General features: G+C 67.5%; 21 protein-coding genes. 16 read left to right on the top strand and 5 right to left on the bottom strand.

All coding sequences use genetic code 11. From position 1 onward, the window contains the following. Positions 1-100: 100 nt before the first annotated feature. The 7 genes from SP5_RS14330 (at position 101) to SP5_RS14300 (ending at position 8987) form a co-directional block, all read left to right on the top strand. The gene (locus SP5_RS14330; RefSeq protein WP_042490008.1) at positions 101-1051 is read left to right on the top strand and encodes a D-alanine--D-alanine ligase; all 951 of its coding nucleotides are present in this window, start codon (positions 101-103) and stop codon (positions 1049-1051) included. After that, positions 1048-2001 carry a cell division protein FtsQ/DivIB gene (locus SP5_RS14325; RefSeq protein ID WP_042490006.1) on the top strand — a complete coding sequence of 318 codons (954 nt, stop codon included), beginning with the start codon at positions 1048-1050 and terminating at the stop codon, positions 1999-2001. The genes SP5_RS14330 and SP5_RS14325 overlap by 4 nt, the downstream gene beginning before the upstream one ends. A gap of 7 nt (positions 2002-2008) precedes the next feature. Continuing rightward, entirely contained in the window at positions 2009-3268 is a 1260-nt protein-coding gene (ftsA, locus tag SP5_RS14320) for a cell division protein FtsA (RefSeq protein WP_042490014.1), read from the top strand. A 119-nt stretch (positions 3269-3387) separates the two neighbouring features. Beyond that, the gene (gene ftsZ, locus SP5_RS14315; RefSeq protein WP_042490003.1) at positions 3388-4920 is read left to right on the top strand and encodes a cell division protein FtsZ; all 1533 of its coding nucleotides are present in this window, start codon (positions 3388-3390) and stop codon (positions 4918-4920) included. Between the two features lie 222 nt (positions 4921-5142). Then, entirely contained in the window at positions 5143-5613 is a 471-nt protein-coding gene (locus SP5_RS14310) for a cupin domain-containing protein (protein ID WP_042490001.1), read from the top strand. Positions 5614-5742: 129 nt separating this feature from the next. Beyond that, complete coding sequence (locus tag SP5_RS14305; protein ID WP_042489996.1) at positions 5743-7824, top strand: SPOR domain-containing protein; 2082 nt, start codon at positions 5743-5745, stop codon at positions 7822-7824. Next, positions 7821-8987, top strand: a complete 1167-nt coding sequence (locus SP5_RS14300) for a deoxyguanosinetriphosphate triphosphohydrolase (protein WP_042489994.1) — start codon at positions 7821-7823, stop codon at positions 8985-8987. The genes SP5_RS14305 and SP5_RS14300 overlap by 4 nt, the downstream gene beginning before the upstream one ends. 8 nt (positions 8988-8995) lie before the next feature. Here SP5_RS14300 and SP5_RS14295 read toward each other — a convergent pair whose 3' ends face one another. Beyond that, positions 8996-9418, bottom strand: coding sequence for a GFA family protein (locus SP5_RS14295; protein ID WP_042489992.1), 423 nt, complete (start codon positions 9416-9418; stop codon positions 8996-8998). A 90-nt stretch (positions 9419-9508) separates the two neighbouring features. On the opposite strand from SP5_RS14295, the gene SP5_RS14290 reads away from it, so the two are divergent. Continuing rightward, the gene (locus SP5_RS14290) at positions 9509-10246 is read left to right on the top strand and encodes a helix-turn-helix transcriptional regulator (protein WP_042489990.1); all 738 of its coding nucleotides are present in this window, start codon (positions 9509-9511) and stop codon (positions 10244-10246) included. A gap of 75 nt (positions 10247-10321) precedes the next feature. On the opposite strand, the gene SP5_RS14285 is transcribed toward SP5_RS14290, so the two are convergent. Next, a complete protein-coding gene (locus SP5_RS14285) occupies positions 10322-10621 on the bottom strand; it encodes a hypothetical protein (RefSeq protein ID WP_042489988.1) in 300 nt (99 codons plus the stop codon). 228 nt (positions 10622-10849) lie between these two features. On the opposite strand from SP5_RS14285, the gene argS reads away from it, so the two are divergent. The 8 genes from argS to tatC all read left to right on the top strand — a co-directional run bounded on the left by argS (position 10850) and on the right by tatC (position 17535). Beyond that, entirely contained in the window at positions 10850-12586 is a 1737-nt protein-coding gene (argS, locus tag SP5_RS14280; protein WP_042489986.1) for an arginine--tRNA ligase, read from the top strand. Beyond that, complete coding sequence (locus tag SP5_RS14275) at positions 12586-13326, top strand: SPOR domain-containing protein (protein ID WP_042489984.1); 741 nt, start codon at positions 12586-12588, stop codon at positions 13324-13326. The genes argS and SP5_RS14275 overlap by 1 nt, the downstream gene beginning before the upstream one ends. Positions 13327-13336: 10 nt before the next feature. After that, positions 13337-14341: a glycoside hydrolase family 3 N-terminal domain-containing protein gene (locus SP5_RS14270; RefSeq protein WP_042489982.1), complete on the top strand. Its 1005-nt coding sequence runs from the start codon at positions 13337-13339 to the stop codon at positions 14339-14341. A gap of 200 nt (positions 14342-14541) precedes the next feature. After that, on the top strand, positions 14542-15267 hold the full coding sequence (locus tag SP5_RS14265; protein WP_042489981.1) for a segregation and condensation protein A: 726 nt from the start codon (positions 14542-14544) through the stop codon (positions 15265-15267). Beyond that, positions 15264-15878 (top strand): SMC-Scp complex subunit ScpB, encoded by a 615-nt coding sequence (gene scpB, locus SP5_RS14260; protein ID WP_042489979.1) that lies wholly within the window; start codon positions 15264-15266, stop codon positions 15876-15878. The genes SP5_RS14265 and scpB overlap by 4 nt, the downstream gene beginning before the upstream one ends. A 153-nt stretch (positions 15879-16031) precedes the next feature. Then, positions 16032-16268 carry a Sec-independent protein translocase subunit TatA gene (locus SP5_RS14255; protein ID WP_042489978.1) on the top strand — a complete coding sequence of 79 codons (237 nt, stop codon included), beginning with the start codon at positions 16032-16034 and terminating at the stop codon, positions 16266-16268. Between the two features lie 32 nt (positions 16269-16300). Next, positions 16301-16753 carry a Sec-independent protein translocase protein TatB gene (gene tatB, locus SP5_RS14250; RefSeq protein WP_042489976.1) on the top strand — a complete coding sequence of 151 codons (453 nt, stop codon included), beginning with the start codon at positions 16301-16303 and terminating at the stop codon, positions 16751-16753. After that, positions 16750-17535, top strand: a complete 786-nt coding sequence (tatC, locus tag SP5_RS14245) for a twin-arginine translocase subunit TatC (RefSeq protein ID WP_042489974.1) — start codon at positions 16750-16752, stop codon at positions 17533-17535. Before tatB ends, tatC begins: the two co-directional genes overlap by 4 nt. Positions 17536-17869: 334 nt before the next feature. Here the strand turns inward: tatC and SP5_RS14240 are convergent, their stop codons facing one another. The 3 genes from SP5_RS14240 to SP5_RS19555 all read right to left on the bottom strand — a co-directional run bounded on the left by SP5_RS14240 (position 17870) and on the right by SP5_RS19555 (position 20056). After that, positions 17870-18004, bottom strand: a complete 135-nt coding sequence (locus tag SP5_RS14240; RefSeq protein ID WP_042489972.1) for an entericidin A/B family lipoprotein — start codon at positions 18002-18004, stop codon at positions 17870-17872. Between the two features lie 282 nt (positions 18005-18286). Beyond that, positions 18287-19873, bottom strand: coding sequence for a sensor histidine kinase (locus SP5_RS14235; RefSeq protein ID WP_042489970.1), 1587 nt, complete (start codon positions 19871-19873; stop codon positions 18287-18289). A 12-nt stretch (positions 19874-19885) separates the two neighbouring features. Continuing rightward, entirely contained in the window at positions 19886-20056 is a 171-nt protein-coding gene (locus tag SP5_RS19555) for a NepR family anti-sigma factor (protein WP_156361101.1), read from the bottom strand. Between the last annotated feature and the right edge of the window lie 224 nt (positions 20057-20280).

The raw sequence follows: 20280 nt of genomic DNA, 5'->3' as shown, positions 1-20280 counted from the left end.
GAGGGGCTTGCCCCTCCACCAGCCTGCGGCTGGTCCCCCTCCCCAAGCACAGCTTGGGGAGGATTGAAGAAGACTCCACGCCAACAACAAGGATCGCGTGATGCATATCGTCGTACTGATGGGCGGCTGGTCGGCGGAGCGGCCGGTGTCGCTGATGTCGGGCGCGGGCGTCGCCGATGCGCTGGAGCGGAACGGGCACCGCGTCACCCGCATCGACATGGGCCGCGATGTCGCGGCGAAGCTGGTCGAGGCCCAGCCCGACCTCGTGTTCAACGCGCTGCACGGCTCGCCCGGCGAGGATGGCACGGTGCAGGGGATGCTCGACCTGATGGGCATTCCGTACACCCATTCGGGCCTCGCCACCTCGGTCATCGCGATCGACAAGGTGCTGACCAAGCAGGCCCTCGTGCCCCACGGCATTCCCATGCCCGGTGGACGCATCGTGAAGTCGGAGGAACTGTTCGCCGCCGATCCGCTGCCGCGGCCCTATGTGCTGAAGCCCGTCAACGAAGGCTCTTCCGTCGGCGTCGCGATCGTCACCGATACCAGCAACCATGGTAGCCCGATCGCGCGGGATGCCGCGGGTCCTTGGGCCGAGTTCGAGGAATTGCTGGCCGAACCCTATATCCGGGGCCGCGAACTGACGACCGCCGTGCTGGGCGGCCGCGCGCTGGGCGTCACCGAGTTGAAGCCGAAGAACGGCTGGTACGACTTCGACGCCAAATACACAGACGGCCTGACCGAGCATGTCTGCCCCGCGCAGATCCCCGACGAGATCGCCGAGGCGTGCAAGTCTTTGGCGCTGGAGGCGCATCGTATCCTGGGCTGTCGCGGCGCCTCGCGTTCCGACTTCCGCTGGGACGACGAGCGCGGGGTCGATGGGCTGTTCCTGCTGGAGGTCAACACCCAGCCGGGCATGACCCCGCTCAGCCTGGTGCCCGAACAGGGTCGCCATGTCGGCATGGATTATGACGCCGTGGTGCAGGCGATCGTCGACGAGGCCATTGTCTGGTATCGCGACAATCCGATTGATCGGAATCCGGCGGGATGAGCCGCACGATCAAGCGCGGCCCCCCGCCGCGCCGGCCGGTTCCGCGGCGGCGCCAGCCGGTCAAGCGCGTCACGCTGACCCAGCGCCTGCTGGCCAAGGTGCCGGTCAGCGAGGAGACGATCAGGAAGGCCGTCACCTGGACGATCCTGGGCGGCGCGGGCGCGGCGGTGCTGGCGGTCGCGACCTATGTCGGGGTGCCCGGCATGATCGGCACCGCGATCGCCGAACAGGCGGGCCATGCCGGTTTCCGCGTCCAGCAGATCGAAGTGACCGGCCTGAAGCGCATGGACCGGATGACCGTCTATGCCGTTGCGCTCGACCAGCAGAGCCGGGCGATGCCGCTCGTCAATCTGGAGGACGTACGCGCCAAGCTGCTCCGCTATGGCTGGATCAAGGATGCGCATGTTTCCCGCCGCCTGCCCGACACGCTGCTGGTCGATATCGAGGAACGGACCCCGGCGGCGGTGTGGCAGGATAACGGCCAACTGACCCTGATCGACGCGGGCGGCGTGCTGCTGGAGCCGGTGCGGCCCGAGGCGATGCCCGACCTGCCGCTGATCATCGGGCCGGGCGCGAATTTGCAGGAGCCCGCCTATCAGGCGCTGCTGTCCGCCGCGCCCGCGCTGAAGCCGCGGGTGAAGGCGGCGACCTGGATCGGCAATCGTCGCTGGGACATCACCTTCGACAGCGGCGAGACGCTGGCTTTGCCCGAGGATGGGGCAGGGGCGGCGTTGATGAAGTTCGCGGCCATGGACGGCTCGCGGCCACTGCTCGGACGCGGCTGGCTGCGCTTCGACATGCGCGACCCTACGAAGCTGGTTGCGCGAAAGCCCGGTTTGAATCAGAACCATGCGCTCGCCGATCCGGCCAAGGCCGGGGATATGGGCAGCGATCCGGCGTCCGGGAATGACGCGGACGGGGCGGCGGCTCCGGGGGCAGTACAGGGGTAGCAAGGTCATGGCAAAGATTGCGCCCGAAGGGTTGATTACCGCTCTGGACATCGGGTCGTCCAAGGTATCCGCGCTGATCGCGCGCAAGGGCGATGGCGGCGAGCTGATCGTGCTGGGCACCGGCCAGCGTGAGAGCCGGGGCGTCAAGCGCGGCTATATCGCCGATATGGGCGCGACCGAGGCGGCGGTGCGCGAGGCGGTGGAACAGGCCGAGCGGATCGCCGGGCTGAATATCGAGAATGTCTGGGTCGGCTTTTCGGCCGGTGGCCTGGTGTCCGACGTGGCCGAGGTCGAGTTCGAGCTGGGCGGTCACCGCGTCGAACAGGGCGATATCGACGCGCTGCTGGCGGCCGGGCGCAACTCGATCGATCCACAGGGGCGCATGGTGCTGCATGCGCAGCCCGCGCTCTATACGCTGGACGGGCTGACCGGCGTGAAGAAGCCGCTGGGGCTGCATGCCGACCGGCTGGGCGTGCATATCCATGTCGTCGCCGCCGATGGATCGCCGGTGCGCAACCTCGACCTGTGCGTCCGCTCGGCACATCTGGAGGTGAAGTCGATCATCGCCGCACCCGTCGCGACGGGGCTGGCCTGCCTGTCGGACGAGGAGCGCGAGCTGGGCGTCGCGCTGGTCGAGATGGGGGCGGGGATCACCAATGTCTCGCTGTTCGCCGGGGGGATGCTGGTCGGGTTGTGCTCGCTGCCCATGGGCGCGGCGGACATTACCGATGATGTGGCCTCGGCCTTCGGGACGCGCCGCCAGATGGCCGAGCGGATGAAATGCTTCCACGGCTCGGCCAATGCCTCCCCGCGCGACAATCACGACATGATCCAGGTCACGCCGATCTCGGCCGAGGATGGCGGCGACACGATGCAGATCACCAAGGCGCAGCTGATCGGCGTGATCCGCCAGCGGCTGGAGCATCAGATGGGCGAGATCCGCAAGGCGCTCCAGCATCTGAAGTTCGAGGGGCCGGTCGGGCGCCAGGTTGTGCTGACCGGCGGCGGCGCGGAGCTGAAGGGCATCGCCGATTATGCGCAGCAGGCGCTGGGCCGCTCGGTTCGGATCGGCCGGCCGCGCGGGCTGACCGGCCTGCCCGATGCGCATGGCGGACCCGCTTTCGCGACGCTGGCGGGTCTGGCTTTCTATGCCGCGACCGACCCGATCGACCTGCGCAGCATCCCCGCGGTGAACCAGACGGTACACCGGCCGAGCGGCATGGGGCTGTTCCGACGGCTGATTCAGGCGGCCAAGGCAAATTATTAAGCAAATCTGCCCGAAGCTGGGCAGTTTTGGGTTGGCACCGGGCCGGTCGCTGGTGCATCAACAGTTATTCAGGGGCCTGGTCTTAGCGTATCGACCGGGAACGGCGGAGTAGAATTGGGATGAGCATCGAATTCATCGCACCCGAGGTCGACGAGCTGACGCCGCGTATCGCGGTGATCGGCGTCGGCGGTGCCGGCGGCAACGCGATCGCGAACATGATGCGCGCCGAGGTACAGGGCGTGGATTTCCTCGTCGCCAACACCGACGCGCAGGCATTGAAGCAGTCGATCGCGCCGCAGCGTATCCAGCTGGGTGCCAAGATCACGCAGGGCCTGGGCGCGGGCAGCCGTCCCGAGATCGGCCGCGCGGCCGCCGAAGAGACGATCGACGACCTGTCGCGTCTGCTCGAGGGTAGCCATATGTGCTTCATCGCCGCGGGCATGGGCGGGGGCACCGGCACCGGTGCGGCCCCGGTCATCGCCAAGGCGGCGCGCGACATGGGCATCCTGACGGTCGGCGTCGTGACCAAGCCCTTCGCCTTCGAGGGCAATCGTCGCGCCAAGTCGGCGGACGGCGGCATCGAAGAGCTTCAGAAGTATGTCGACACGCTCATCGTCATCCCCAACCAGAACCTGTTCCTGATCGCCAACGCCAACACGACCTTCAAGGAAGCGTTCGCGATGGCGGACGAGGTGCTGCAGCAGGGCGTGCGCGGCATCACCGACCTGATGGTCATGCCGGGCCTCATCAACCTCGACTTCGCCGACGTGCGTTCGGTGATGCAGGAGATGGGCAAGGCGATGATGGGCACCGGTGAGGCCACCGGCGACAATCGCGCGATCGAGGCGGCGCAGAAGGCGATCGCCAACCCGCTGCTCGACGGCGTGTCGATGCAGGGCGCCAAGGGCGTCATCATCTCGATCACCGGCGGCGACGACATGCGCCTGCTGGAGGTCGACGAGGCCGCGAACCATATCCGCGAGCTGGTCGATCCCGACGCCAACATCATCTGGGGCTCGGCGTTCAACCCCGAGCTGGAAGGCCGCATCCGCGTGTCGGTCGTGGCGACCGGCATCGATGCCGACCTCAAGGTCGCGCCGTCGCCTTCGGAAGCGAACCGCAGCGGCTTCAGCATGGGCGGCATGGCCCGCAAGTCGGACGATACGCCCAGCTATCGCCCGAGCGAGCCCGCCGCCGCGCCTGCGCCGCAGGCCAGCGTGGCTCCGGCCGCCCCGGTCGAGCAGCCGGTCGCGGCCCCTGCGCCCGCACCGCTGGCGGCTCCCGTCGCGTCGAGCGTCGCTGCGCCGGTCGCCAAGCCCGCACCTGCACCGGCCCCCGCGCCGGTGACGGATGACGAACTGGTGCTGGGTGCCGACACCATCGTTCCGGCTCCGGCTCCCGCCGCGCCGTCGCATCCCGCTGCCGTCGAGCCCGCACCGGGCAGCGACGAAGCCCGCCGCCGCTGGCTTGCGCCCGGCAGCGAAGCCGGTGAAGCGCCCGCACAGCCCGCGCCGCGCGTGAAGCTGGGCGGTACGCTGTTCGAGCGTATGTCGAACGCGGCGCGTGGTGCGCAGCGTGACGAGAATGCGCAGGGCGGGTCGGACTCGTCGCTGGACATTCCGCGCTTCCTGCACCGGCAGAACAACCAGTAATTTCCGGCCCGGTCGCCGGGTATTCCGGACCGATATCAGGCCCGTGCGACAGGATCGCGCGGGCCTTTTTCGTGCGCTCGGCGATGGGGAGGGGCGCCCGGTCGAGGAGGCCCGTCCTCGCCCCATCTTACAGGAATTTCACTCGCCTGGGGCGGCCCCCGATGCGATCCGTTCCCCGGAAAAGCCGCCCCCGCGCGGCGGCACCCGGACAAGGAGAACACAATGCGCTTCAAGCCCCTGAAATCCTGTGTAATGGCCGCCAGCGCGGCGCTGGCCCTTGCGCCGATGACGGGCATCGCCTCGGCCGAGCCAGCGCCCGGCCACGGCCGTATCCATGCCTTCCGCCTGTTCACCGGCCCCGACGGCAACTCGCATGTCGAGGAGGGCAGCGTGACGCCCGGCGTACCCAGCGCGGTCGAAAGGATTCATTTCAAGACGACCGCGCCGCATTCGCGTTTCGACTGGCACAATGATCCCGAGCCGCAATATGTGCTGACCCTGGCAGGCACGTTGAAGTTCGTGACCCGCACGGGCGAGAGCTTCACCCTGCGTCCCGGTGACGTGCTGGTCGCGGAGGATCATACCGGCACCGGCCATGCCTGGACCATGCTGGGGGACCAGCCATGGAACCGTGCCTATGTGGTGCTGGCGAAAGGCGCGAAGACCTCGTTCGTGGCCGATCCGCACCGCTGAACGCACGGGGTGTGGGGTGCGGGGACGTGGTGCTTGCCTGTTGGTCGACGGTCCGGAGCACTCGGGCGCGCTGGCGATGGGTTAACCATTGCCGCGCGCCGGAAAACACGCTTTATGGGCGATAGTCCCATGACGTTCGCATTTTTTCCCCGCGCTTCGCTCGCGCTCGCGTTGGCCCTCGCCGCCGCGCCCGTGCCCCTTCTCGCACAGGAGGTGGTACAGCCGCTTCCCGGCACCACCGATGCCGACAAGCTGGGGGACGTGATGCGCCGCGTCGCGCAGAACCCCCGCAATGTCGATGCGCTGGTCGAGGCGGCGGAGCTGTCCATCCATCTTGATGACCTGTCGGGCGCCGCCTCCCTGCTGGCGCGCGCCGAGAAGGTCGACGCCCGCGATCCCCGGATCAAGGCAGGGATGGCGTCGATCCTGGTCCGGTCGGAACGGCCCGGCGAGGCGCTGCGCTATTTCACCCAGGCCGAGGCGGCGGGCCTTGCCCCGGCCAAGTTCGCGGGCGATCGGGGGCTGGCCTATGACCTGATCGGCGATCAGGCGCGGGCGCAGCGCGATTACCGGCTGGCGCTGGCCAATGGCGCGGGTGACGAGATCATCCGCCGCTATGCGCTGTCGCTGAGCATTTCCGGCCAGCGCGACCAGGCGCTCGAACAGCTCGATCCGCTTCTGCGCAAGACCGACCGTGCCGCCTGGCGTGCGCGCGCCTTCATCCTGGCGATGGGGGGCGACCTGCCCGAGGCGACGCGGATCGCCTCGACCATGATGCCGCCGCAGCTGGCGCAGGGGCTGCAACCCTTTTTCCAGCGGCTGCCCAGCCTGCCCGCCGTCGACCGCGCCTTTGCCGTGCATTTCGGTGAAACCCGCCCGACGCCCGAACGGCTGGCCGATGCAAGGCTGGCCCCGAACCTGCCGCCGCTGACCCAGGAAGCCCCGGTGGCGCTGGCCTCCGCGCCCGTGGCGACGCCTGCGCCGGTGACGACGCGCGACGCGCGACGGCGCGGCGGGCGCAATGCACGCGGTGTGGCGATGGCGGCCAATACGACGCCGGTCACGCCCGCGCCGGTGCAGATCGCATCGACGCCGACGCCCCGCGTCGTGGCGGCGGCTTCGCCGATGCGGATGGTCCAGCCGCTGCCCCAATCGCAGGCAACCCCGCAGGCGGCTCCCAAAACGCAAGTCCAGCCGCAACCGCAGCCGGGCTTCACCAGTGCGTTGCCGACGGCATCCGAAACCCGTGCGCCGGTGGCCATGGCATCGAACACCGCGCAGCCGATGATCCAGCCATTGCCCGCCGCGCCCGTGACGGCGCCCGCGACGCCCGCCCCGGTGACCTCGAGCCCGACCACCGCTACCGCGATGGTCCAGCCGCTGCCCGCCGCCGCCCCGTCGACGCCGCCGCTCCAGATGGTGCAGGCGGTGCCCGCACCGGACCCCGTGCCCGTCAGGCCCGCGCCGGTTGCCATGGCCATGGTCCAGCCGGTCCCCAGCCAGGTCGAAGAGCCGGCACCCGCCCCGCGCCCGACACGGGTCGCGGCCCGTCGCACCCCGCCGACCCCGGCACGTGGGGTTCGGGAAGACTCGGTGCTGGCGCGGATCGTCGCCAATCTCTCCATCCCTGCCTCCGAACTCGGCGTGGAAGGTCCCGAGCGTCCCGCCGCCATCGCGGCCAGCACGCCGGTGAGCAGTGGCGCGCAGCGCGTCGTCGCAGAGGCGCGCAGCAAGGCGGAGCGCGATCGCGAAGCGCGGGAAAAGGCCGCCGAGGTGGCGGAAGCCGCCCCGCGCGCGCCCACCGCCGCCGAACGCAAGGCCGCCGCCGCCAAGGCTGCGGCCGAGAAGAAGGCACTGGCCGCCAAAAAGGCCGAGGCCGAGAAAAAGGCGCTCGCCGCCAAGGAAGAGGCCGAGGAAAAGAAGCGCGCGCGGGCCAATCCCGAGCGTATCTGGGTCCAGGTCGCGGGTGGCGCGAACGAGAACGACCTGCCCAAGGCATGGGCCGCGACCAGGGCGAAGGCGCCCGAGCTGTTCGCCGCGCACAAGGGGTACAAGACCCCGCTGCGCGCGACCTACCGGGTCCTGACCGGCCCGTTCAAGACCGATGCGGAGGCGCGCGCCTTCGTCAACCAGCTCGCCAAGAAGGGGGTCTCGGCCTTCCCCGTGACCAGCGATGCAGGGCAGGCGGTGACGCGGCTCGACGCCAAGTGAGCCGCTTCGCCCCCTGGGCTTCCTATCCCGAACACAGTCGCGGGCGTCGTCATGACGAGGCGAGCGGACTGGCGCGGGGACCCCGCGATGCGTTCCAGCGCGACCGCGACCGGATCATCCACTCGATCAGCTTCCGGCGGCTGCGGCACAAGACCCAGGTCTTCATGGCCCCCGACGGCGACCATTTCCGCGTCCGCCTGACCCACAGCCTGGAGGTCGCGCAGATCGGTCGGACGATCGCACGGACACTCGGGCTGAACGAGGACCTGACCGAGGCGCTGTGCCTGGCGCATGATATCGGCCATCCACCCTTCGGCCATGCGGGCGAGGATGCGCTGAAGGCCGCGCTCGCCGGGCAGGGCGGCTTCGATCACAACGGCCATACACTGCGCACCCTGACCGCCATCGAGCGGCCCTATCCGCGCTGGGACGGCCTGAACCTTAGCTGGGAGACGCTGGAGGGGCTGGCCAAGCATAATGGGCCGGTGCGCCATCCGGGGTGGGCCTTGCAGGAGGCGGATGCCGGCTTTCTGCTCGATCTGGACAGCCATGCCTCGCTGGAGGCGCAGGTCGCGGCGCTGGCGGACGATATCGCCTATGACAATCACGATATCGATGACGGCCTGCGCGCCGGGCTGCTGACACTCGACCAGTTGCTGGCCGTGCCGCTGGTCGCACGCGGCTGGGATGCGGCCCGGGCGCAATTCCCCGATGTCCCGCCCAAAAGGCTGGCGAGCGAACTGATCCGCTCGCAGATCGGGGTGATGGTCAACGATCTCGTTGCCGAAACCCGCACTCGCATCGCCGAGAGCGGGGTGGGGGACGTGGCCGATGTCCGCGCGGCGGGCCGGGCGCTGGTCGGCTTTTCGGACGCGATGCGGATCGAGGAGCGCGACCTGAAGCGCTTCATGTACGCCAATCTCTACCACCACCCCCTCCAGCTGGCGGCGGCGGACGCGGCCCACGGCATCGTGAAGGGCCTGTTCGCGGCCTATCGCGCCGACCCTGCGCAACTGCCGGATGAGTGGCGCGAGCGGTTGCCGACCGAGGAACCGGCGCGCAGTCGGCACATCGCCGATTTCATCGCCGGGATGACCGATCGCTATGCCGTCCGATGCTATCGGGAGATTGTGGGCGCGATCGATCTGCCGGAGGGGTTTTAGAGGCGTCGTCATGCCTCGGCCGGTGGCGGATCGTTCTTAACCGGATGACGGGCATATTGGGTGGCCTGATCGCAGATGGCATACCAGTCGGGTTTTTCATCGACAAACTCGTGAAACCGGACACGGAGGGGTAGCTCGCTGTCAAAGCAGTGAGCGTTGATAGGAAAGGACGTCCCGACGCCAGGCTCGCCCAGCGCCGTGCCGCATTCGCCACAGAAGTGGCGATTATAGAGATAGGGTGGTTCCGCTGCCAATCGCCGGACGGAATCCTGCCCCTTGATCCACGTGAAGGTCGACGCCTCCACGAAGACAAAGGTGCTGGCCCCGACCTTGCGGCAACGGGTGCAGTGGCACGTCGCCATCATGGTGGGCGGAGCCGAGAGGTGGAACTCCACGCGACCACATGCGCAACTCGCCATCCATTTCGTCATGATCTTTTCTCCTGCCAGGACATTGGCTGAAGGCCGTCGATCGCATAGTCATGCTGACACCGTTGTGTCAGTATGGGCTGGGGACCTCTTATGCGTCGAGCCGATCGCCTGTTCGAAATCGTCCAGATATTGCGGCGGGCCAAGCGGCCCATCTCCGCCCTGTCGGTGGCGGCGGAACTGGAGGTGTCGCTACGCACGGTCTATCGCGACATCGCATCGCTGATGGCGCAGCGCGTTCCGATCCGCGGGGAGCCGGGGATCGGCTATATTCTGGAACGCGGTTTTGACATGCCGCCGCTGATGCTGACCAGCGATGAACTGGATGCGGTCGTGCTGGGCGCGCACTGGGTAGCCAGCCGTGGCGAGCCCGAACTGGCCAAAGCGGCGCAAAACCTGATCGCCAAGATCGAGGCCAGCGTGCCGGAGGCCTTGCGCGGGCATATTGCAGAGCCTGCCACCAGCATTGCCCCCGTCGAAGCGCCGGAGGAGCGTGTGGATGCTTCCCTCCTCCGCCAGGCGATCCGGTCCAATCGAAAGGTGACGATCGAATATAGGTCGGATCGCGGTGCGATATCCCATCGTGTCGTCTGGCCTGTGCTGCTGGGCTATCGCGACAGTGGCCGTATCATGGCGGCCTGGTGCGAACTACGCGGTGCCTTCCGGTATTTTCGGACCGACAGGATGTTATCGGCCACCGTATTGGAGGCACCCGTCCCGCAGCGTCGAGCAATTTTGCGTGCGCAATGGCAGGCCGCGATGGATGAAGAGCGGGAAGGATATCGCCGAGCCGCAGCGCCGGAGGGCGCTTCGGGCTCTTGCAACGGATAGAAACGTTTCACGAAAAAGCCCCATGCGTCCCATCGGACACACGGGGCTTTCTTTCGTTCAGCCGTCAGGCCAAGCTCAGCGAGCGCTGGTCTCCACGCCGGCACCCAGCGCGCCGCGGGCTTCGTCGGTGGTGAAGGCGACCGGGGTGTTGCCGGTCGTGCCGGTCACGCGGTGGCCCTTCACGACGAAGCGGAACGGCTCGCCGCCCGGATAGCGATGACCCTGAATCACCGACTGGCCGTTCGCGTCCGAACGGGTATAGACATAGGTGCTGCCCTCGTGAACGAAGCGCTGCTCGCCCTCGGCGGCGATCGCACCGATGGTGGGGATGGCGGCGGCGACGGTGGCGGCCAGGATCAGAATGGTCTTGCGCATGATCGAAACTCCCGCATGTGCGTTGAGCCGGATCAGGTCCTCTCGCGCGTTGTCCGCGCTTTAATTTCGTATACCGAAATATTGCGATGCAGCATGAGCGGCAACTGCAAAGGCATTCCGCCTGATTGCACTCGGTGCAATCGTCCCGCCTTTCCATACGCCATGATTTGAAGCGAGCGTCCGATTTCGCTAGAGCGCAACGCTTTGCTACCCCGATCGGACGATGTGATGACCCTCTACACCCGCTTTGCCGCGCATATCGACGCGGCGCTGGACACGCTGGTCGCCGCTGGCACGCTGCCCGGCGGGCTGGATCGCCGCAACGTGACCGTCGAACCGCCACGCGACGCCAGCCATGGCGACCTCGCCACCAACGCGGCGATGGTGCTGGCCAAGCCCGCGGGCACCAATCCACGTGCGCTGGCCGAGGCGATCGCCGCCGAGCTGGGCAAGCTCGATGAGGTGGACAGCGTCTCTGTCGCAGGGCCGGGCTTTTTGAACATGCGGCTGACCGATGCGGCGTGGCGTGACGAGCTGTCCGCGATCCCGGCGGCAGGTGGCGATTATGGCCGTTCGGCGCGCGGGCAGGGCGTGACCGTCAATATCGAATATGTCTCGGCCAATCCGACGGGGCCGATGCATATGGGGCATTGCCGCGGCGCGGTGGTGGGCGATGCGCTTGCCACGCTGCTGGAATTTGCGGGGCACAAGGTCATCCGCGAATATTATGTCAACGATGCGGGCGGCCAGGTCGACGTGCTCGCCCGTTCGGCGCATCTGCGCTACCGCGAGGCGCTGGGCGCGACGATCGAAATTCCCGAGGGTCTGTATCCGGGCGAGTATCTGAAGCCCGTGGGCGAGGCGCTTGCCGCCGAGTTCGGCAACACGTTCGTCGATGCGTCCGAGAGCGAGTGGCTGGTCCTGTTCCGCACCCGTGCGGTGGCGGCGATGATGGCGATGATCCGCGAGGATCTGGCGCTGCTCGGCATCCACCACAACATCTTCTCGTCGGAGGCCGAGCTGCAGGCGGCGGGCAAGCCGGAGGCGGCCGAGGCCGAGCTGCGCTCGCGCGGGCTGGTCTATGACGGCGTGCTGGAAGCGCCCAAGGGCGAGACGCCCGAGGATTGGGAGCCGGTCGAGCTGCCGCTGTTCCGCTCCAGCCAGTTCGGCGACGACCAGGATCGCCCGATCAAGAAGTCGAACGGCGCCTGGACCTATTTCGGCGCCGACCTGGCCTATCACTATCAGAAGGCGCAGACGGCGGATCAGCTGATCGACATCTGGGGCGCCGACCATGCGGGCACCGTCAAGCGCATCGTCGCGGCGGTCGAGGCACTGACCGGCGGCAAGACCAGGTTCGACGTGAAGCTGGTCCAGATGGTCCGCCTGCTGCGCGGCGGCGAGCCGGTGAAGATGTCGAAGCGCGCGGGCAATTTCGTGACGCTGGCCGATGTGGTCCGCGAGGTCGGCAAGGACGTGGTGCGCTTCACCATGCTGACCAGGCGGGCCGACGCGCAGATGGACTTCGACTTCGCCAAGGTGGTCGAGGCGTCGAAGGACAATCCGGTCTTCTATGTGCAATATGCCCATGCGCGCATCGCCTCGCTGAAGCGGCGTGCGGCCGAGGCGGGCATTAGCCTTGAGAATGGGGGCGGCACCGCCGACCTGTCGCTGCTCGACGCCGAGGATCTGGCGCTGGTCAAGCTGGCCGCACAGTTCCCGCGCATCGTCGAGACGGCGGCGACCGCGCGCGAGCCGCATCGCGTGGCCTTCTATCTCTATGACCTCGCCGCCGCCTTCCACGCGGCCTGGAATGTCGGCAACGACCGGGTCGATCGTCGCTTCCTGATCGCGGACGATGCCGAGCTGACCCGCGCGCGTCTTTTCCTCAGCGAGGGGATCGGGCAGATCATACGCAATGGTCTGGCGCTGATGGGCGTCGAAGCCGTGTCGGAGATGAAGTGATGGCGAACGAAACGGACGGCCGTGCCCTGGATCTGGACGAAGCGGATCGCCTGCCCTGGCTGGAAACCGTCGAGGCCGATGAGCCCGAGGGTGTCGGCATCGGGAAGGTGATCGCGCTCGTCATTCTGGGGCTCGCCATTCTGGCCGCGATCGGCTTCGGCTTCTACAAGTGGCAGGCGCATCGTGCGGCCGCAGACGGCGACGGTGCGGTAATCGCCGCGCCCGAGGGCGACTATAAGGTTCGCCCGGCCGATCCGGGCGGCCTGAAGATCAAGGGCGAGGGCAACACCGCCATCGCGACCAGCGCGGGCAAGCCCGGCGGCACCGGCGCGATCGACCTGCGCGCCGTGCCCGAGGCGCCGATGAACGGCACGCGTGTCGTGCCGAAGCCTGCCGAACCCAATGGCGGCCGTAACGCGGTGGCGCAGGTGCCGGAATCGGGCGGCAAGCTTGTCGCCCCCGCGCCCGTCGCGGCGGCGCGTGCGCCTGTTGCGGCCCCGACCGGCGGTGCGATGGTCCAGCTGGGCGCCTATCCCAGCGAATCCTCGGCCAATGCCGCCTGGGATCGCTTCTCGAAGCGCTTCTCCTACGTCGCCGCGCTGGGCAAGGTGGTCCAGCCCGTCGCCTCCAACGGCAAGACCCTGTATCGCCTGCGCGTGAATGCCGGGTCGGCCAACCAGGCCGCCGATATCTGCGGTCGCCTGCGCGTGGCGGGCGAAAGCTGCTTCGTCGCCAGCTGATCGCGCACCCATGATCCCCGTCATTTTCGGCCTGTCCGGCCCGGTGCTGACCCCCGATGAGCGGGCGTTCTTCGCCTCGGTCGAACCGGCGGGCTATATCCTGTTCAAGCGCAACATCGTCGACCGGGCGCAGGTCCGTGCGCTGACGGACTCGTTGCGGGACCTGGCGGGGCGGGACGATCTGGCCATCCTGATCGATCAGGAAGGGGGCCGTGTCGCGCGCATGGGGCCACCCGAATGGCCCGCTTTTCCCGCCGGGCCGGTCTTTGCGCAGCTATACGAAAAAGCGCCGATGTCGGCGATCCAGGCGATGCGCGCCAACGGCCAGGCGCTGGGCGTGATGCTGCGCGAGGTCGGGATCACCGTCGACTGCGCGCCGCTGCTCGACGTGGCGCAACCCGACACGACCGAGGCGATCGCCTGCCGCGCCTATGGCTCCGAGCCGATGCAGGTGGCCGCGCTGGGCCGTGCCATGCTGGACGGGTTGGCGGCGGCGGGTGTGGTCGGGGTGGTCAAGCATATGCCGGGCCATGGCCGCGCACTGGTCGATTCGCACCATCTGTTGCCGACCGTCACCGCCGACGAGGCGGCGCTGGAAGTCGATCTCGAACCCTTCATCACCCTGTCCGACGCACCGATGGGCATGACCAGCCATATCGTGTTCGAGGCCTGGGACGCCGAGCGCCCCGCCACCCTGTCGCCGGTGGTGATCGAGCGGATCATTCGGGGGCGGATCGGCTTCGACGGCCTGTTGATGACCGACGATATCGACATGAAGGCGCTGTCGGGTACGGCAGGCGAAAAGGCGGCGGGCGCGCTGGCGGCCGGATGTGACCTGGTCCTAGATTGCTGGGCGCGGATGGACGAGATGGTCGAGATCGCCGGGCGCGTGCCCCCGATCACCGAAGCGGCGCGCGCGCGCCTCGACCGCGCCATGGCAAGCGTGGGGGCAGGGAAGGGCGACTTCGCCGAAATTATCGCTCGCCGCGACGCGCTGCTGGCGTTGTCCCGCTAAATCCTCCCCATCTCCGATGGGGAGGGGGACCGCGCCCGCAGGGCGTGGTGGAGGGGCATGGTCCCATCCATCCCGCCCCTCCACCATCGCTGGCGCGATGGTCCCCCTCCCCAAGCGAGCTTGGGGAGGATTTGGAAAGGGCGAGGAAAGATACGTCGCCTGTCTCGCCATGGCTTCGCATCGCCGCTAAGTTCCCCGCGATGACGGGGGAACAGCTGACGCTTGATCTGGACGGGTGGGAGGGGCCGCTCGACCTGTTGCTGTCGCTGGCCCGTTCGCAAAAGGTCGATCTGCGGCAAATTTCGATCCTGGCGCTGGTAGAGCAATATCTGCGCTTCGTCGACAAGGCGGGGCGGATGCAGCTGGAGCTGGCCGCCGATTACCTGGTGATGGCCGCGTGGCTGGCCTATCTCAAATCCTCGCTGCTGCTGCCGCGCCAGCCCGAGGAGGAGCCCGACCCCGAAGAGATGGCGCTGCGCTTGCAACTCCGGCTGGAACGGCTGGCGGCGATGCGGGAATGCGGCGCACGACTGATGGCGCGCGACCGGCTGGGCCGTGACGTCTTCGCGCGCGGCGCGCCCGAGGGGCTGGCGGTGCAGCGCAAGGCGCTGTGGCAGGCCGAGCTGTACGACCTGATCTCCGCCTATGGCCGGATCAACGCGCGCACCCGCCCCGTCATGCATGTCGTCGCCGATCGGCAGGTCATGACGCTGGAGGCCGCGCTGGAGCGGGTGTCGATGCTGGTCGGCAGCCGGATCGACTGGTCGGCGATCGAGACCTTCCTGCCCGACGGCAGCGAGCGATTGCGACGGTCGGCGCTGGCGTCGAGCTTCCTGGCGGTGCTGGAACTGGCGCGACAGGGTAAAGTCGAACTCCGCCAGGCGGCCCCTTTCGCGCCGCTGCTGATCCGCCAGCCCGCGCCATGACCGAGATCGACCCGATCGTCCGCGCCGTCGAGGCGGTGCTGTTCGCCTCGCCCGAGCCGATGAGCGTGGATTCGATCCGCGCGCATGTCGGCGTGGGGAAGGGGGGCGGCGATATCCGCGCGGCGCTGGAGCGGTTGGAGGCGCAGTATCGCGGGCGGGGCATCATGCTCGTGCGGCGCGGCGACCGCTGGCATTTCCAGACCGCGCCCGATCTGGCGCATCTGCTCCGCCGCGACCGGGAGGAAGCGCGCCGCCTGTCGCGCGCCGCCATCGAGACGCTGGCGATCATCGCCTATCACGAACCCGTCAGCCGGGCGGAGATCGAGGCGATACGCGGCGTCGCCATCTCCAAGGGCACGCTCGACGTGCTGATGGAGGCGGGCTGGGTGCGCCCCGCCGGACGGCGCGAGGTGCCGGGGCGGCCGCTGATCTATGCGACGACGCCCGCCTTTCTCCAGCATTTCGGGCTGACCAGCAGGCGGGACCTGCCGGGGCTGGAGGATCTGCGCGCCGCCGGGTTGCTCGATCCGGTCGATCTGGCGCTGGAGCGGATGGGGGACGAGGATATGCCCGACTCCGCCCCGGATTCGGGTGAGGAGGAACGCGATTGAGTGCTTTCCTTTGCGTCATGGCCGCGTCACAATGCTCCGCCACGGCCCTTGCATCCCCGATCGGGGGCCATGCCATCGCTCGACCATTGCCGTTGGCCCATTGCCGCTGGTGATGCCAAAGCCTAGATAGATAGAAATTCCAGGAGACGTGCCATGGGCAGCTTTAGCCCGATCCACCTTCTCGTCCTCGCGGTCGTCGCGATCCTTCTGCTCGGCGGCGGGCGTTTCTCGAACCTGATGGGCGATGTCGCCAAGGGTGTGAAGAACTTCAAGAAGGGCATGGCCGAGGAAGACGAGACGTCCGCCAAGCCGTCGGCGCGGATCGAGGCGCAGAAGTCGGCCGAGCCCGCCTTCGATCGCGATGGCGAGCGCGTGCGCGACGATCGCTGATCCCGGTCCGTTAAAGCCAGCAGCGGACTTTCATGTTCAACATCGATTCCAGCGAGTTCCTGCTGGTCGCCATCGTCGCGCTCGTCGTGATCGGTCCCAAGGACTTGCCCAAGGCGATGCTTGTCGTCGGCTATTGGGTGGGCAAGGCGCGCGGCGTCACGCGCCAGTTTCGCCAGGGCTTCGACAATATGGTCCGGGAGGCCGAGCTGGAGGAAATGGAAAAGCGCTGGGCCGCGGAGAATGAGCGGATCATGCGCGAGCATGCCGCCGACGCGCCTCCGCATGTCGATGCCGAGGCGACGCCGCCAGCGACGACCCCGGCAGCGCTGCCGGATCACACGACGCCCGATGCGCCGCACCGCGATCCCCAGGCGCACGATCAGGCGGATCACAGCGATCGGCCGGTGATGGTCGAAAAGCCGGTCGTTTCGCCTGCGCCCATGGGCGAGCATCCCTCGCGCGGGACCGAGGGGGCAGCATCGTGAGCGACCAGGACGATATCGACGCCAGCCGCGCCCCCCTGCTGGAGCATCTGATCGAGCTGCGTCGGCGGCTGCTGTACTGCATCATCGCGGTAGGGCTGGCCTTTGGCGTGTCGATGTATTTTTCGGAGTCGATCTTCGGCTTCCTGGCCAAGCCGCTGCTGCGCGCCGGGCAGGGGACCTTGGTCTATACCCAGATTTTCGAGGCGTTCTTCGTCCAGGTGAAGGTGTCGTTCTTCGCCGCGATGATGATCTCCTTCCCGGTGATCGCCAACCAGCTGTGGCAGTTCGTCGCGCCGGGCCTGTACCGCAAGGAAAAGAAGGCGCTGCTGCCCTTCCTGCTGGCGACGCCCGTGCTGTTCCTGATGGGCGCGGCGATGGCCTATTACATCGCCATCCCGATGGCGCTGCACTTCCTGCTGGGCTTTGACGGCATGGTCGGCGGCGTGAAGCGAGAGGCGCTGCCCGCGATCGGCAATTACCTGTCCTTCGTGATGCAGTTCCTGTTCGCCTTCGGCCTGGCCTTCCTGCTGCCGGTGCTACTGATGCTGCTGGAGCGGGCGGGGATCGTCACCCGCAAACAGCTGATCGGCGCGCGGCGCTATGCCATCGTCGCGGCGACGGCCGTGGCGGCGGTGCTGACCCCACCGGACCTGATGTCGCAGGTGCTGCTCGCGGTGCCGCTCATCATTCTCTACGAGCTGGCGATCATCGGCATCTGGTTCACTGAGCGGTCTCGGTCGAAGCAGGCGGCCGTGGAAGAGGACGCTGACGCGGTGGCGTGATCGGGTCGGGTCTGGGAGTGTGGGGGGTCTCGGTGAAAGCCGGGACCCTTTTTTGTTGGGCGGAGGAATGGGATGTGGCCTTCGACTTCGCTCAGGCTGAACGGAGCGAGGGAAATAGGTCGAACCCCAACAGCCGTTCAGCCTGAGTGAAGTCGAAGGCCAAGGGCGGAATTACCCCTATGGGGGGCCTTAACGCCCGCGATCGGGCGGAGGCATATCGTCCGCCCGACGGCTAAAGCATAATGCATGAAGCTGCCCCACCCCGCCCCAAAACAAAAAGGACCCCGACGGAAGCCCGCCGGAGCCCTTTTGCAAAGTCAGCCGGGTGAAAGGCTTACTTGGACTTGTCGGCCGTCTTGGCGACGGTGTTGCCTGCCGAGCTGACGTCCTTGCCAACGCCTTCCACGGTGTTGCACGCGCTGACCATCAGCGCACCCGCGACGATTGCCAGACCCATGAGCTTACGCATTCTCAGTCTCCTCGATGAATTCCGTTGCCGATCAATGCGTCAGGCGTGCAATCGTTCCGCCTCTGTTACGGACGCTGTGCCAGATATCGGGAGATAGGGCGGTGGCCCTGAAAAGGATTAAGGCCTGGAAGCGTCACCGGGGGGGGGAGGGTGGACGCTTCCAGGCCTATGGCTTGGACAGCGAGAGCGGGGGGGCATAAGTTCGCTATCCGAAGATCAAAACACGCTGCCCGGGCAGGGGTTCCCGCCTTTTTGACGAGCGCCGATCTTTTTTTAATAAAGTCAGTCGCGCCCGACAATGGGGATGGCGATCTCATAGGCGCCGACCAGCGGATCGTGATGCAGGGGCGCACGAAGCTGCCGTGCCAGCCCCTCCATGACCCGGCCATAGCGCTTGCCGATCAGGTGGCGGAGCTGGTCCGTCTCGACCAGCGCACGGGTGACGACGCGGACGACTGCGCGGCCTTCCTGTTCGGCGGGCTTGATCGCCACGCGGATCTGCGCGGCCGGATCGCAGTTCATCGCCAGCTCGATCGTCTCGGTGACGAGGAAAGCGACGGCGACCGCCACGTCCTGGTTGACCAACAGGGGGGCCACGTCGAGCGAGATACCGATTCCCGCGGCATTTTCCGGCGCGGTGGCGCGGATATTGGCGGCCAGTTCGCCGATCATCGTGCGCAGGTTCAGCCCGCGATTTTCCTCCAGCTCGGCAAAATGGTGGCGGTGGACGACCGCCAGCGCATCGACCCGGCGCTGGATCGAGGAATAGGCGGCCATCGCCTCCGGCCCCGTCGCGCCGCGCGCATGGAAGTTGATGAGGCTGGAGATGACCTGCAGGTTGTTCTTGACGCGGTGATGGACCTCACGGGTCAGCTTGGTCTGGCGCACCAGCCCTTCGGCCAGACCGGCCCCGTGGGTGGCGACGGTACGGGTGATCGCCTCGAACGTGTCGGCCAGGTCGCGGATTTCCTGCGCGGGCGCGGCCTCGACCCCGGAAATGTCGAGAACCTCGCCCGGTTGATAGGTCGCGACGATCGCGCGCAGTCGGCGCAGCGGGCGGATGAGCAGCCGGTCGACGATGAACCAGCCCAGCACCACGGCGGCCAGCCACATCAGTAGCGGCAGCGCGAGCGCCACGATCAGCGACGACGTGATCGGCGCGCTCGGCGTGGAGGTGCGCAGGACCAGGCCGGCAATGCCCAGCTCGGTCCGCATCGACTTTCTCCGCTCCAGCGCACCCTGACGCGAAAGCTGCTTGATAGGAAGCAGCTCGCCGTCCAGCTCCAGTACGGACTCAATCGGACTGGTCGGGTTGCTCTGGTCGACCAGCGACTCAAGGAACGGCAGGGGGAAGAAGGCACGGGCTTGGGCGCGGCCGTCCTGGCTGGCGACCGACAGCACCAATCCCTTGCCGGGCAGGATGTCGGCCCCGATCGGCGATCCGTCGACCTGGGTCGGCAATGCCGCAGGCAGCGGATCGCCGCACAGGACCTTGCCCGCGCGGCTGGTGATGAGGAAGCGCGCGCCGGTCATCGATTGCTGCGCGAACACGCCCTGGGCGCGCGCGCAGCTTGGCATGTCGAGCGGATCCTGGCCCATGGCGCGGACGGCGACGCGCAGCGCCGTCATGTCGCCCATCAGCTCGGTGGCGATGGCACGCGCATCTTCGTTCGCCGCGATCCGCAACCGCCCGCTCGCCTCGCTGTCCGCAAGCCTGGTCGTCTGGAGCGTCGCGAATACCGCGATGGCCGCCAGAATGAGCAGGGTGCTGCCCAGCACGAGAACGAGCTTCGCACCCGTGGCGAGACGGGGCGGAGCGGGGCGAAGGCGCTCGGGCGCCTCGATATCTTGGGGAGGGGTGCTGGCCATTCAGCCGGACGTTCAGTCCAGCTTGCTGAGAAGGTCAAGCATCTCGGCAGGAACTTGCTCGTCCACCGTCTTCTGATACGCCTGGCGAAGGGCCGAGCCCGCATCTTTCTGACCGCCCTTTGGGGGCGTTTCGGACGGCGTGTTCTTCGTCTTGTTGCCCAAACTCAAAATATCCCCCTGCACGACCCACTAGCGGGGCAACCGACGCAATGGCGGCCATGGGCACTGCCGGTTGGCGTCATGCCTGGGCCATAGTTGATGTGGCGATGAAACCAAATTCGATCTTGTTGGTTCCCGATGCGATACGAAAAAACCAGAGGAGACGTCCAGAGGGCGTGTCTGACGGAGATTTCGGGAAACGGCATTGAAAACATGCGCGGGGGTCAGCACATCAGGCGCCCGCGAAT

This window comes from Sphingomonas parapaucimobilis NBRC 15100, assembly GCF_000787715.1.
GTDB classification, from domain to species: domain Bacteria; phylum Pseudomonadota; class Alphaproteobacteria; order Sphingomonadales; family Sphingomonadaceae; genus Sphingomonas; species Sphingomonas parapaucimobilis.
Note: the sequence above shows the minus strand (reverse complement) of the source record. Positions and strands in the feature narration are given on the sequence as shown.